Raw genomic sequence first — 13,527 nt, 5'->3', positions numbered from 1 at the left:
CGCTCAGGCTCTACTCCTCTCCTGGGACGAACGGTCCGCGTGGTGGGATCTCATCAGCGCGGGAAGGGTCGACCTCGCTGAGGGTTCCGTCGGCGGCCGCCTGAGCGACGGCCATCATCGCCACGTATGCCTGGCGGATGAGGTATCCACTGCTCTTTTGGCCGATTCCGCCGCGAAGCTCGACCAACAGGCTGGCGCTTCCTTGCAGGCCGAATGAGTTACGTGCGATGCCGGCCAGATCACTGCCGGGGTAGAGGCTGACCTCGCCGTGGCCGTAGGCGGATACGGTGTCGAAGACGGTGACCGCCACCTGCTTGGATGCTGTCACGACAGCCGGGTCGACGTCCGTATGGGTGGGCCAGAGGATCGAGGTGGTGATCAGGCTGCCGTCATCGGCGACGTAGGAGCCCTGATGGTGATAGTCGACCGTGATGTCCGGCTGCCATTCGCGCACGTGGGCCTGGATGGCAGCAGCCTCGGGCACCGGGTTGTCCGCCGGATCGAGGGCCGGATCGTGGAACCGATTGATGTCATAGCCGACGCCGGGCGCGCAGAAGTTGCCGGTGCAGTCCGGGTCGACGTTCTGCCGCTGGAACCGTTCGGTCCCGTCCGGGTTGGCCCGTACCACGACGCCGACGGTGATGTCGTCGAGCATGTCGCGCACCCAGGCTGCATTCGAGGTGCCCAGCTGCTGGAGTACCTGCAGCGCCGCCTCGGTACCGAGGGGTTCGTTGCCGTGTTGCTGGGTGACGTAGAGCAGTCTGGTCGGTCCGGAGCCCACCTCGGCGTACCAGATGTCGCGGCCCTCGTGGGTGGTGCCGAGGCTGGACAGGTCGACGCGGCCCTGGCTGCGGCTTTCCAGTCGGTGCAGAGCGTCGGTGAGCTCGTCGTAGGTGTGCAGGCGCTCCAGCGAGACGTGCTGGGCGTCGTTCACCCATGGCCCGTTGGGAACGGTGGTCGGGTCCGCGGCGGCGACGCCGCCGACGTTCAGGCCGATGGCAGTCGCGACGGCGGTTACTGCAGCCAGCGCGGTGTGGTGTCGTCGCATGGCGGTTGCTCCTTCGGTCGTCGGCTGACCGGCATCAGCCGCGGTCTGGGATGTCGTCGTATCGGCCGGGGTCGATCTCCCGAGCCGAACCGTCGGCGACGGCCTGAATGATGCCCATCACGCCGCGTTCGACAGCGGTGATGAGCTGCCCGCGTTGCTTGGCGCCCCAGCTGTGGGTCTGCCCGCGGACCTCGAACAGGACCGTTCCGGAGCCGTTGAGTGCGAACGATCCGAGCGCGGTCCCCGGCAGGTCGATGCCTTGGGGGTACAGGGTGATGTTGCTGAACGGCGAATTCGCTTGCTGTAGCTCGTCATAGGCGGCAAGAGTCAGCTGCTTGGACAGGTCGAGGTCGTACCCGTTGTTGTACTCCTGATGATTCTCGATATCGACGAACTTGCCGGACAGCGACATGGTGACCCGGTCGTCGCCACCGTCGACGACGTAACACGGCGCTTGGTGATGCAGGTCGAGGAAAGCGTCGACGGTGCCGAACTCGGCTTGCAGTCCGACGTAAAGGTCGCGGATCGCCTGCGATTCCGGATGGATATACCACCCTGGGGCTGCGGAAAAGCCGGGGAAGTCCTCCGGAGCGGGGACGTAGTCGAGGTCCGGATGGAAGTCCCGGTTCACGTCGAAGCCGGGACGCTCGCGGTAGTCATCGCCCTGGAGAATCCCGGTGTAGTAGTTCCACGCTGGTTCGGCGGTCGCGAGCTGTGGAAAGTCGGCCACCACGTCGGCCCAGCTACGGTCGTTGCCGCGGCGGTCGATCTCGGATGCGTCCGGATTCATCTTCGGCACCACGACGACGGTGACCTGCTCGCGGAGTTGCTCGGCCCGCGGTGTCGGAGCCGCGAGGGTGCGCAGAAGCGAGAGGAGCGACTCGGTGCCGGTCTTCTCGTTTCCGTGGATCTCGCTCTGTGCCAGCACCACTCGTTCACCTGCGCCGACCCGGGCGGCCCAGATCTCGCGTCCCTGATTGGAACGCCCGATCTCCTCGACCGACACGAGACCGTCCGACCGCTCCGCCAGGCCGGCCAGCTTCGCGCCGAGCTCGGCGTGATCGGTCCACGACGGACGTCCTGCATCGCCGGTCTGCGAACCACAGTGCGCGTGGTCCGGCTCGGCGCCGGCCGGGCCCGCGGCCAGCGTGGACGCGGCGATGGCAGTTGCCAGGCCTGCGGAGAAGAGGACGTTACGAGTCGGACGCAGACGTGAGAGGAACATCACGGCTCCGTGGAGGTCGCGCCGTCCCCCGTCGGACCACGTGATCGCACGGCTCTGTCATTGAAAGTAACGGAACACCGTAGCGCTTTGTCAAGACGGATGCGAAAGTAGTCAGCACCCACTGTCTTTCTCTCCGGCCCGTTCGCGGAACGGTCGCCGTCTGGCAAACCGCCACCGATTCGCCGCCGGATCGCGATGTGCCGCAGCGCTTTTCAGGCGACCAGGTGCCGATGGCGGAGGCGGCGACTCAGCGGACGTGCAACACGGTGGATGCCTGGCTCGGGCCGACTTCGGCGCGCAGTACGACCTCGGGGTTCGGTAGCTGGGCGAGAGCAGCGAAGCCTTCTGCGCTCGCCGCGTCGTCGGCCGGGAGCGGCCTGTGATTGGCGCAGCTCGATCAGCAGACTTGCCTTACGCGCGAGATCGAGTACCCGATGACCCGCCGACAGCGCCATGTGCGGACGAGCGGCCGCTACCCATCGATGTGGTGTGCATGTGCCTGGGCCTCGGCGCTCAACCGGCGGTTGTGTTCGACGAGCGCGGGATAGTCGGTGGCGATGCCGCACAACATGTTCTCCACGGCCCGTTCGATCTCCGCGTCCGTGGTCTGCGCGTGGCGGAACAACGCGCGGTAGTGCACGAGCGAGCCGAGTTGGTCGAGGGTGAGGTCCAGGTCCAGATCGGATCGGAGATCACCACGTCTGATGGCGCGGAGCAGGGTTTGCTCGACCGCGCGTCGTGGCGGATCGAACAGGCTGTTCATGAACTCGGCGCGAAGGTCGGGGTTGTCCGCGCAGTCGGACAGCAGCGAGCCGAGCACGTCGGGTGGCAACCGCTGGAACGCCGCCGCGAAGACGCTCAGGCATTCAGCGAGGTCGCAGATCGTACAGGAGGTATCGGGCACGGGCAGCTGACCCAGCCGGCCGGCCAGGGCGGCGAGGACGAGGTGCTGACGGGTCGGCCAGCGCCGGTAGATGGTCGGTTTGGTGGTTCCTGCGCGCCGGGCGACCTGTTCGAGGGCGAATCGGTGATAGCCGGTCTCTTCGAGCACCTCGATCGTCGCGCACAGCACTGCCTCGTCGATCTGGGAGTTTCGGGGTCGGCCGACCGGCGCCGGTCGGGCGGACTCTGACGCGCCTTGCATGGTCTCCAGTATAGCTAATACATTACGTTACGTATCGGAATATATATAGTCTCGTGCCGATCGGAGGTCGGCTCATGCAGCTCACCAAGGTCAACCCGTGGACGCATCCCGCATTCTTCGACGCAGGTGTGATGGTCGAAGGCCACCGCCGGATCTTGTTCCTCAACGGCCAGGCCGCCGTGTCCTCCGAGGCCGAGACCATGCACGTCGGTGACATCCGTGCGCAGGCGGGACTGACCCTGGACAACATCGAACGAGTACTCGACGACGCCGGCATGACGCTGGCCAACATCGTGCGCATGAACACCTACGTCGTCGACGTCGACGATTACTTCCGCTACGCCGACGAGCTCGTCTCGGAACGCCTTGCCCGGTTCGACGTTCGGCCGCCGGGAGTGCTCGCGCAGGTGAGCCAGTTGGCGCGGCCGGAGATTCTCATCGAACTCGAGGCCACGGCGGTCGATTGATCCGTACCGAGCCGTGGCCGTATGGCTGACACCCTCGACCGACCATGAAGGGAGAGCACGATGAACACTGGCGTTTTGGCCACCGACGAAATCCGTCGTCGGCTCGAGGAGGCGAAGATCATCTGGCTCACCACCGTCGCGCGCTCGGGGCAGCCTCAATCGTCGCCCGTGGGATTCATCTGGGATGGGGCGCGCTTCCTCATCATCAGCCAGCCCGAGGCCGCTAAGGTCGCGAATCTGGCCGAGAATCCCAAGGCCGCTCTCCACCTCGACATCGATGAGAACGCCGCGGACGGAGGCGTCATCACCGTCGAGGGAACGGCCGAACTCGATCCCGCACCCTTGACCCAACGTGAGGCGTCGACCTACGTCGAGAGGTACGCTGACGAGATCAGGGCCAGCGGCTTCACACCTGAGACGGCGCTCGAAGAGTTCTCCCAGGTGATCCGCGTGACCCCGACCCGCGTGCGGAAATACTGAGGATCACGGTGCACTGCTCGCTCGGTGTCCCGTGGGGGCGTTCGGGCCGGCGAGTATCCACTCACGAGGGTGTGAAGGGGGCGCATGGCACGCATGAAAGTGCTCGTCACCGGTGGTACGGGAGTATTGGGGCGTGAGCTGACGCACCGCCTGCGGGACCACGCCGAGGTGCGTGTACTGAGCCGGCGGCCCGCACAGGACACCGGTTCTGTGCAGGGTGATCTTGAGACTGGCGAGGGTTTGGTCGCGGCGGTAGAAGGTGTGGATGCGATCGCGCATTGCGCGAGTGCGGCCGACTATCGGCGACCACAGCGCGATGTCGCTCAGACCCAGCGACTATTGGATGCGGTAGGTGGTGAACGCCCGCATATCGTCTACATCTCGATTGTCGGTGCGGACAGGGTCCCATTCGGTTTCTTGCGAGCCAAGCTGGAGGCTGAGCGGCTCGTCGAGGAATCCGGATTGCCGTGGACGACACTGCGGGCCACCCAGTTCCACGATCTGATGTTGATGTTCGTGATGCGACTGTGCAAGGCACCAGTCGCCGTCGTGCCGCGCGGATCGCTGTTCCAGCCCGTCGACGTCGGTGACGTGGCCGAACGGATGGTGGAACTGATCATGGGGCAGCCGGCCGGCCATGTACGTGAGCTCGGAGGACCGAAGGTGGAGTCGATGACAGATCTGATCCGCACCTACCTGACCGCGACGCATCGGCGTCGCTCGATGGTCGCGATCCCAGTGCCCGGCAGACTCCGAACGGCATTCGGTGTGGGCGGCCAGCTGCTCACCGACGGTGACCAAGGGACGGTGACTTTCGAGAACTACCTCCGCTCACGCGGCACCGCGGACGGCATCATCAAGCACCCGTACGGGCACTGACCGTCGGTGACGGCGGAGCTCATGGTTTGCGACGTCTATTCGGGAAACGCGGCACCCAGGCCCGACACGTCATTATCGGCTGTGCCAGGTCGTTCCGGTGCCGCGCCCAGCGGCCATGGGGTCTGGAACATCACGTGCCCACTCGCACCGCTGGAGGATGATCTAGCTGCGCTCGGCAGCCGTGGCCAGCGCGACGTACGCTCACCGACACCCGGTCCCGCCTTTGCGGAGGCGCGAGATGCTGTTGATGTGGCTTGACGATCTGTCCGCCGAGCTCGCCGGCGAAGATTGACGAGTCATCAGGAGTCGACGAATCGTTGTCGTCGGCTCGTGCCGGTCGCGAAACGCCGCGGCTAGGGGCGCCCGTGCGGGTGTGCGCACCGCATTTCGCAGGCCCGTCTGGGCGGATCCGTCAGTCATCGACCTCGCCGTCGAACACATGGAACACAGCGCCCACCGGGTCGTTGATCATGGCACTGTTTCCCGTGCCGGCTATGCGGGCCCAGCTAGCATCCCGCCGCCCAGCGCCTCCGCGGCTTCGATCGCGGTGGCGGCGGAGTCGACGGTGAAGTACGGAATCCAAGACGTCGGTTGCCTCTTCGGCGGACCCCCCCGTGACACTGAGAGGTCACCGGCCTTGATCAGCCGGATGCACGTCGTCATGCTTGCGCGTCGCGCGGCACGAGTCCCACGGCGCCACGATGACGTCGATGGGATCGATGCGAGGCTTTCATGAAGGGCCGATGCCGTGACAGCGAGGGCTTCCAGTCGCCCGGTCATAGGGGTTGGCTCGCCGATTTCCGCGGACACGTCTCCGCCGATTCGCCGGCATCCGCCTGGGGTCCACGCTGCGGTGATGGTGCTCGAGGAGGCGCGCCGACGGATTAACTCGGCGGTTAGGCATTCCGAGTCGGTTCGACCCGGCCCGAGGGATGCGGTAACCTCGACACTGAGCTGCCAGGTTGGATCGGAAAGATTTCTTCTGACCAGGAGTTCTGTGTCGGTGGCCCGGCGACGGGACACCAGCGACGCGGGGTGGAGCAGCTCGGTAGCTCGCTGGGCTCATAACCCAGAGGCCGCAGGTTCAAATCCTGCCCCCGCTACCAGGCGAGACGCCCTCGGAGGAATCCTTCCGGGGGCGTCTTCGCGTTGCTTGCCAGCTGAGGGCTCACGACGTCTTCTTCGCTGCGGTCATTGGCTGTGCTGGAACGAGGGCATCATGGAACTGCCGTCGCGGCGCGACAGACTGGATGTCTAGCCCGTCCCGATGTTCGGTGAACGCGGCGGCCGGGGAAGGAACCGGCCAGTGCGGGACGCATACATGCGGTACTCCGCACCGAGTTGCGCATCAGAAGCCAACAACCGCTCCTCGGCGGTGGCCCACCATAGGTGTAGCGCGATGGACAATGCAGCCATGGCGGCGAGCAGCCAGCTGGCGAACACCAGTGATGTGCCCACTGCTACTGCGATCATCGCGGTGTAGATCGGATGGCGCATGAGCCGATAGGGACCGGCAGTCACCAGCCGGTGGCCGACCGTAGCCCCACTCACCGCCGCGTACCCGCGCATCACGGATTCCGCCCACACGAGCAGGCTGATTCCCGCAGCCCATACGAGCGCACCGGCACCCGTCACGATCGGAACCGGTGGCCAGTTCAGAGGTCCGGTGAACGTCCACGATGGTGCGATGGCCACGAGGGCGGGAAAGGCCAGCGGGATGACCTGCAGCGGTCCACTGCACCATCGAATGACACCCGGGATGCGCACTGTGGCCCGCATGTCCATCGTGCGACCGGGGCGTTCCCAGCGGGTGGCCACCACCGCGACGAGGGCATTGGCAGCGGTCATGACCGTCGCGATCACCCGAATGAAGTCTTCCATCCGTCCCTCGACGACTCATTGGCGTAGTGCGGTCGGTACGGGTGGCGACGTGGTCGAATGCCGTCGCTGATTCCAGCAGCATGGGTCTCGCGAGTTCACCAGGGTAGGCCGCCATCTGGATCGTTCTTGAAACGAGACCCGGGGTTGACTTGGCGGACACCCCGCGCGATTCCTGCCTCAACCGGACGAGGCGGCTCGACACAGCCGAGGGCCCGCCAGACCAGATCGGCGTTACGGCGTCATGGAGAACGGGCCGCCGTCATCGAACGCGAGCTTGGCGAAGCGTTCGCCGATGCGCCTGTGCGTGACGGCGTCTGGGTGCAGCTGGTCGGGCAACGGCAGGTCGGCGAAGTCCGCCTCACCGTAGAGGTCGCGACCGTCGAGGTAGGTGAGATGGGGGTCGTCGGCGGCTCGTTCCCGCACGATGCGGTTCAGCTCGTCTCGGATGCTGCTGAGGGTCAGCTTTCCGGCAGCACCCTCGGCGGGGTCGCCGGTGGCGCGGAACTGTAGCTTCCCCGTGCGAAGCGCGTCGACGTCGAAGGCGCCGGGCCCCGGTGTGTCCTCATGGATGGGGCAGTAGAGCGGTGAGACCACCAGTAGCGGCGTGGCGGGTTGTCCTTCGCGGATGGTGTCGAGGAACCCGTGTACCGCCGTGGTGAAAGCACGCATCCGCATCAGGTCTGCATTCACCAGGTTGATGCCGATCTTGAGGCTGATCACATCGGCGGCGGTGTCGCGCATGGCGCGCGCGATGCCCGGATCGAGCAGGGCGCTGCCGCTGAGGCCGAGGTTGATCAGTTCCACCCCGCCGAGCGATGCAGCGAGAGCCGGCCAGGTGGTTGTGGGGCTGGCGGCGTTGGAGCCCTGGCTGATCGAACTGCCGTGGTGCAACCAGACTGGGCGGCTCCGCTCCGGCGCGGGCTCGATCCGGGAGTCGGCTCGCAGCCCGACGAGCTCGGTGGTCTCGTAGTGTGGCAGCCAGATCTCGACATCCTTCGGCCGGTCGGACAGGCCGGCGAAGCGGAGCGTGGCGACCGGACCGGGCTGTTTCTGCACGCTGCCAGTGGCCATGTCGACGATGACGCTGTTGCCGCCGGCCGCGACGGCCTGGTCAGCGAGGTGACCGTCGACGAGAAGATCGTAGACACCTTCAGGTCGTGGCGGTACGCCGACGTAGATCCGCTTGGTGGGCAGCGTGTCGAGCTCCACCACAGTGGCGCGGGTGCGTAAGGCGAGGCGAACCCCGGAAGGCTGCGACTCAGCCATGGCCAGCTGCGGGTCGGCGGCTTGGGCGCGGGCACGGGCAGGCAGTCGGTGCGGTAGCACGCCCTGCGGGGTGGGCTCGAGGGTCAGCGCGCCGCGGATCAGGTCGGGCGTGATGGGCACGGTGATCAAGGCCTGTTCGGTGTGCATCGTCTCATCCTGTTGTCGTCGAGGGCGCAGGCCAGCTCCGCAGGAGGGCGTCGAGAGCGTCCATCGTCCGGGACCAGGTCTCCTCGCTGTCCGGTGCGCTGTGGCTGAAGCCACCGCCCATCTCCAGAGTCACGTAGCCGTGGAACACGCTGCCCAGGAGCCGCACGGCGTGTGTCTGGTCGGGTTCGGTCAGGTTGTAGCCCCGCAAGATCGCCCGGGTCATCTGGGCATGCTTGACGCCGGCGCTAGCGGCCGCCGTCTCCGGGTCGAGCCGGAACTGGGCTGCGGCGTACCGGCCGGGATGCGCGCGGGCGTAGTCTCGGTAGACGTTGGCCAAGGCGATGAGGGCGTCCTTTCCTGCACGGCCCGCGAGCGCGTCGGCTGCCCGGTCGGCAAGTTCTTCTAGAGCGAGCAGGGCGATCCTGGTCTTGAGGTCCCGGGAGTTCTTCAGGTGTGAGTACAGGCTCGCCACCTTGACGTCGAACCGTCTGGCCAGCTCCGAGACCGTCACGTGCTCGAAGCCGACCTCATCCGCCAGTTCTGCGCCGGCCCGAGCCAATCGATCGACCGTCAGGCCCACCCGTGCCATATCCACCCCCATGCTTAGCTAGCGTGACTCTACATTTTCCTAAAAGTGTTAGGCAAATTGCTTAGGTTCTCGCCAAACAGGTGCCCAGCGGCACGACAGGGGCGTTGCACCGCCACGTGCGCGTTGCCGCCGAATCGTTCGAGCGCTAGCGTCGTCGGATGATGGTGGTGATCGTCAACGGAATCCCCGGCTCAGGTAAGACGACGCTGGCCAAAGGCTTGGCGCAGACGATGAACCTGCCGCTGTTCAGCAAGGACAGCGTCAAGGAAACCCTGGCGGACATGCTCGGCCCGGCTCCGGACGGGCTCACCGCGAGGGAGTGGAGCCAGAGACTCGGTGCCGCGGCGGCAGAGATGCTGTGGACGCTCCTCGCCGACTCGTGCCCTGGGGCTGTTCTCGAGAGTCCATGGCTTGCCCATCTCCGGCCGATCGTCCTAGCAGGGCTGGACCGCGCTCAGGTTGACGTCGATCGCGTACACGAGATCTGGTGCGAGGTTCCGTTGGACTTCGCGCGCCGCAGGTTCGCGGAGAGGGCGGCCGGCCGGCATCCGGTGCACGTCAACGATCAGAACGACGATGCTGGTTGGGGCGAGTGGTCCACGCAGGCGGAGCCGCTGGCACTTGGGCATGTGCACGTGGTTGACACGACGTCTCCGGTGGACCTCACACAGCTGGTCGCCAGAATCCGGCGCGCGCATTCCCGCTCTGCCCTCGGGACCCCACGGGCTCAGGCGGATCCGGTCCTGTGATCCGTCACCTGGCGTCCCCAGATCGCGGGCACCCCAGGCGCTCTACCAGAGTCTTTGGTCCCTATTGTGCGTGCCGCCCCTCCGATAAGGTGCACGATCAGTGCTCGTGAGCGGCGTGTGACGTCGCCGGGCCAAAGGGGTGGGCCGGTGCTGGGTGGAGAGGGAACGAGGGGATTCGTGGTGTTCGCTGATGCGCGGCTGGTTGGGTGCGTTCGTCGTCTATGCGCATTGATCGTGACGTCGGCGCTCGTCGTCGGGATAGGGGCGACGGCGTCCACGGCCGCTGAGGAGCCCACTGAAGCGGATCCCAGCGTGGTGGAGCTGAGGGACGAGTGTGTGTACACGCCCGTCAATCAGCACAACACGAACCTGCTGCGCCTTGTCCTCGCTCCTGGTTATGCCTACGACGTCACGGTCAACGGCGCAGCTGTCCAGCCGGACGACGATGTCGCGTTCGACACCACCGAAGCGAGCGGAGACACCGAGTTTCTGCACAGCATCGCCGTCACGGCGCCGACGCAGTCGGACACGGTCGTCGTCAGCCAGGGCGGCTCGTCGTTGCTCGAGACCGTCGTCGACAGCGGCGCGTGTGAGCAACAGCCGACGACGCTGACGATCCAACGCAGCGCGAGCCTGATCGACCACGGAGACACGGTCGCCCTCACCGGAGAGCTGCGGACCACCGACGGATCAACCGTGGCCGGAGAATCCGTGGTGCTCGAGCGGCGCTTCGTCGGTGTGACGTCATGGACGACGCACGGTACCCAGAGCACGGACGGCGCAGGGCGGGTGAGCTTCACCGCCAAGCCGAGCAAGCACACGCAGTACCGGCTGCGCTATGAGGCCACTGGCCGGTATGGCGGTCAGATCAGCGATATCACCAGGGTCGACGTCCGGCAGCCGACCACGCTCTCCATCGCCGTCGACGACGGCACCATCAAGCGTGGGCAGACGGTCACCGTGAGCGGCAAGCTGACCTCGTCGTCCAGTGCGGTGCCGGGCCGCCCGGTGTCACTGCAGTACCGGTATCCCGGGACGACGACCTGGAAGACGGTGACGACGAAAGACACCGGCAGCACCGGGCGGGTGAGTTTCGCCCGCACGCCGTCCAAGCACGTCGAGTATCGGCTGCGCCATGCTCAGTCGGATGCGTATGCCGGGTCCACCAGCGCTTCGAAGACGGTCCTGGTACAGCAGCCCACCACGCTGTCCATCGCCCGCTCCAACTCCACCATCACCGCGGGGAAGTCCGTGACGATATCCGGGCGGCTGCGCACCGGTGACGGGGTCAACGTCAGCGGCGAGAAGGTGACATTCCAGCGGCGCTTTGTCGGTGCGACGTCGTGGACCACGGTGAGCTCGAAGAACACCAGTAGCACCGGGCGGGTGAGTTTCACGGCCAAGCCGTCCCGGCACACCGAATACCGCCTGGTGCATTCATCCAACACGTCCTACGGGTATTCCAAGAGCCCGGTCACCCGGGTGAGTGTGCGCGCGGCGCTGACTCTGACGACGTCGCGGCTTTCCGGACTGCTCGGGCGCACGACGACGTTCAAGGGCACGGTCAGCCCGTACTACTCGAAGCAGACTGTGCAACTGCAGCGCCGCGTCTCGGGAACGTGGCGCACCGTGTCGACCAAGAAGCCGTCGTCGAGTGGTGCCTACAGCTTCAGCGTGAAGCCGAGCAGCACCGGCAAGTACACCTACCGGGTGCGTGTGCCCGCAACCGATCGGCGTTACTCGGCCGCGTCGAGCAGTAAGACGGTGGTCCGTTACGCGGCCAAGATCACCAGTATCCACTATGACGCGGCGGGCAACGACTGGCACAACCTCAACGACGAGTACGCCGTGGTGAAGAACACCGGGTCGGTCACCATCAACCTGAAGGACTGGACGCTCGACGCGACACCTCAGCGCAAGTCGCTGCCGAGTTATACGCTGAGCCCAGGCAAGTCCGTGCGGATCCACACGGGCTCCGGTTCCCAGCGCACCGGGCACATCTACCTCGGGTACAACTCGCCGATCTGGAACAACGACGGCGATGTCGGGCGTCTCTATGACCGCTACGGGAACCGCGCCTCGACCTACCGGTACTGAGCCGTTGGCGTCCTGCCGGACATGGCCCGGGGCGGCACGTGCAGGACACCACGGACGACGACGCTGGCCTCCGCCCGAACGATCGGCCTCGTCAGCGGAGGTAGATGGTGTTCCCCGTGATCAGCGACGCCGCGTCCGAGCACAGGTAGGCGATGACCTCGGCGACCTCGGCCGGTTCGGCGACGTTGAACAGCACCGGGCTGGACTCGACGAAGTCGACGACGTCGGGCGTCACCCACCCGGTGTCGGTGACGGGCGGATGGACGACGTTGGCCGTCACGCCGAACGTGCCCAGTTCGGACGCCGCCGACATGGTGTAGTTCGCCTGCGCGGCCTTCGCGGCTCCGTAGGAGACCTCGCCGGGAAAGCCCATGTCGCCGCCGGACGTCAGGCCGACGATCCGTCCCCACGTGCCGCCGCGGTCGATGTGTCTGCGCGCGAACTCGGCGATGAGCAGCGCCGCGCCTCGCGCGTCCACGTTGAGGACGCGGTCGGCGGTGGTTGCGGACACCGCTTGAAGGGTCCTGCCGAAACCGTCGGTGGACGTGGCCGTGAACGTGTCCGCCATCCACCCGCTGGCGTTGTTGACCAGGATGTCGACGGGTCCGAAGGCGCGCTCCGCGGCGTCGAACAGCATCGCCGGGGTGCTGACGTCCGACAGGTCGGCTTCGACCGCCTCAGCCTGCCCGCCTGCGTTCCGGATCTCCTCGACGACGTGCTCGGCATGACGGGCACGGCCTTGGTTGTAAGCGTCCGGTGTGCCGGGATCCGGCTTGTTGTCGACGCGCAGATAGCTGATCAGTACGGCGGCGCCCTGACGCGCGAGGGCGCTCGCTGTGGCGGCACCGATGCCGTGGTTCGCTCCGGTGACGATGGCGACTCGGCCGGCGAGAGCCGGCTGTACGGAGTTGGCGACGGCCACAGAACCTCCCATGTGTGATCACAAACACCGAGAGCGTACGTAGCCGCACGAGCAGCGCGCCAGCGAATTCTACGCGGATCAGGCCGAACACCAGACCGCTAGTTGAGTGTCCGTTGCGTCAACGACCGTCGTAGTGGCCTCTGCGCGCAACTGACACTCAACAAGCTCGCTGCGAGTCGATGGTGATGGTGGCGGATCCGCTGTCCCCGGTGCAGCGGTTCCGCCACCACGTCTCCTTGCCGGTGGCGAGTACCCGTCAGCGCCGGGCCCAACCTCGCTCACCTTCGGTGAGACCGCCCCAGATGCCGAATCTCTCCGGCTGTTGGGAGGCGGCATCCCGGCACTGCGCCGCGACTGGGCAGGAGGCGCAGACGTTCTTGGCGACGGCTTCGCGCTTGCGGAGTGTGCTCCCGCGCCCTTCGGGATAGAACAGGTCGGTGTCCATGCCGCGACAGGCAGCGAACGCACGCCAGCTCTCCTGCTGCCCGAACCAGTCGCGGGCATGCATCTCACTGATGTCGATCATGGCGGTCATGTGGCCGTGTCCCCCTAACCGAGACGATCAAGACCCTCATACCCGACATGACGCTGACGCAGAACCGTCATGACGCCAGATCTGAGATTTTCTCTGGA

At 66.2% G+C, this 13,527-nt stretch carries 13 protein-coding genes and 1 tRNA gene; 6 read left to right on the top strand and 8 right to left on the bottom strand.

What is annotated here, in order from left to right:
* Nucleotides 1–10: 10 nt before the first annotated feature.
* The 3 genes from G1H10_RS20730 to G1H10_RS20720 form a co-directional block, all read right to left on the bottom strand.
* Complete coding sequence (locus G1H10_RS20730; protein WP_163741273.1) at nt 11–1,048, bottom strand: M14 family zinc carboxypeptidase; 1,038 nt, start codon at nt 1,046–1,048, stop codon at nt 11–13.
* A gap of 34 nt (nt 1,049–1,082) precedes the next feature.
* Nucleotides 1,083–2,273, bottom strand: coding sequence for a M14 family metallopeptidase (locus G1H10_RS20725; RefSeq protein WP_163741272.1), 1,191 nt, complete (start codon nt 2,271–2,273; stop codon nt 1,083–1,085).
* A 472-nt stretch (nt 2,274–2,745) separates the two neighbouring features.
* A complete protein-coding gene (locus G1H10_RS20720; protein WP_163741270.1) occupies nt 2,746–3,417 on the bottom strand; it encodes a TetR/AcrR family transcriptional regulator in 672 nt (223 codons plus the stop codon).
* 53 nt (nt 3,418–3,470) lie between these two features.
* On the opposite strand from G1H10_RS20720, the gene G1H10_RS33195 reads away from it, so the two are divergent.
* The 4 genes from G1H10_RS33195 to G1H10_RS20700 all read left to right on the top strand — a co-directional run bounded on the left by G1H10_RS33195 (nt 3,471) and on the right by G1H10_RS20700 (nt 6,349).
* Nucleotides 3,471–3,884, top strand: a complete 414-nt coding sequence (locus tag G1H10_RS33195) for a RidA family protein (protein ID WP_216853493.1) — start codon at nt 3,471–3,473, stop codon at nt 3,882–3,884.
* A 60-nt stretch (nt 3,885–3,944) separates the two neighbouring features.
* Nucleotides 3,945–4,364 carry a TIGR03667 family PPOX class F420-dependent oxidoreductase gene (locus G1H10_RS20710; protein ID WP_163741268.1) on the top strand — a complete coding sequence of 140 codons (420 nt, stop codon included), beginning with the start codon at nt 3,945–3,947 and terminating at the stop codon, nt 4,362–4,364.
* Nucleotides 4,365–4,448: 84 nt separating this feature from the next.
* Complete coding sequence (locus tag G1H10_RS20705; RefSeq protein ID WP_163741266.1) at nt 4,449–5,243, top strand: SDR family oxidoreductase; 795 nt, start codon at nt 4,449–4,451, stop codon at nt 5,241–5,243.
* A 1,029-nt stretch (nt 5,244–6,272) separates the two neighbouring features.
* Nucleotides 6,273–6,349, top strand: a tRNA-Met gene (locus tag G1H10_RS20700).
* Nucleotides 6,350–6,497: 148 nt separating this feature from the next.
* Here G1H10_RS20700 and G1H10_RS20695 read toward each other — a convergent pair.
* The 3 genes from G1H10_RS20695 to G1H10_RS20685 all read right to left on the bottom strand — a co-directional run bounded on the left by G1H10_RS20695 (nt 6,498) and on the right by G1H10_RS20685 (nt 9,126).
* The gene (locus G1H10_RS20695) at nt 6,498–7,124 is read right to left on the bottom strand and encodes a methyltransferase family protein (protein ID WP_163741264.1); all 627 of its coding nucleotides are present in this window, start codon (nt 7,122–7,124) and stop codon (nt 6,498–6,500) included.
* 231 nt (nt 7,125–7,355) lie between these two features.
* Complete coding sequence (locus G1H10_RS20690; RefSeq protein ID WP_163741262.1) at nt 7,356–8,537, bottom strand: SGNH/GDSL hydrolase family protein; 1,182 nt, start codon at nt 8,535–8,537, stop codon at nt 7,356–7,358.
* Between the two features lie 4 nt (nt 8,538–8,541).
* Complete coding sequence (locus tag G1H10_RS20685) at nt 8,542–9,126, bottom strand: TetR/AcrR family transcriptional regulator (protein WP_163741359.1); 585 nt, start codon at nt 9,124–9,126, stop codon at nt 8,542–8,544.
* 158 nt (nt 9,127–9,284) lie between these two features.
* On the opposite strand from G1H10_RS20685, the gene G1H10_RS20680 reads away from it, so the two are divergent.
* Nucleotides 9,285–9,875, top strand: coding sequence for a P-loop nucleotide/nucleoside kinase family protein (locus tag G1H10_RS20680; RefSeq protein ID WP_216853491.1), 591 nt, complete (start codon nt 9,285–9,287; stop codon nt 9,873–9,875).
* Between the two features lie 234 nt (nt 9,876–10,109).
* Nucleotides 10,110–11,972, top strand: a complete 1,863-nt coding sequence (locus tag G1H10_RS20675; RefSeq protein ID WP_163741260.1) for a lamin tail domain-containing protein — start codon at nt 10,110–10,112, stop codon at nt 11,970–11,972.
* 91 nt (nt 11,973–12,063) lie between these two features.
* Here the strand turns inward: G1H10_RS20675 and G1H10_RS20670 are convergent, their stop codons facing one another.
* Nucleotides 12,064–12,906 (bottom strand): SDR family NAD(P)-dependent oxidoreductase, encoded by an 843-nt coding sequence (locus tag G1H10_RS20670; protein WP_163741258.1) that lies wholly within the window; start codon nt 12,904–12,906, stop codon nt 12,064–12,066.
* Between the two features lie 244 nt (nt 12,907–13,150).
* Nucleotides 13,151–13,420, bottom strand: coding sequence for a WhiB family transcriptional regulator (locus G1H10_RS20665; protein ID WP_163741355.1), 270 nt, complete (start codon nt 13,418–13,420; stop codon nt 13,151–13,153).
* Nucleotides 13,421–13,527: the final 107 nt, after the last annotated feature.

It is taken from the genome of Phytoactinopolyspora halotolerans (assembly GCF_010550675.1).
In the GTDB taxonomy this organism is placed as follows: Bacteria; Actinomycetota; Actinomycetes; order Jiangellales; family Jiangellaceae; genus Phytoactinopolyspora; species Phytoactinopolyspora halotolerans.
Note: the sequence above shows the minus strand (reverse complement) of the source record. Positions and strands in the feature narration are given on the sequence as shown.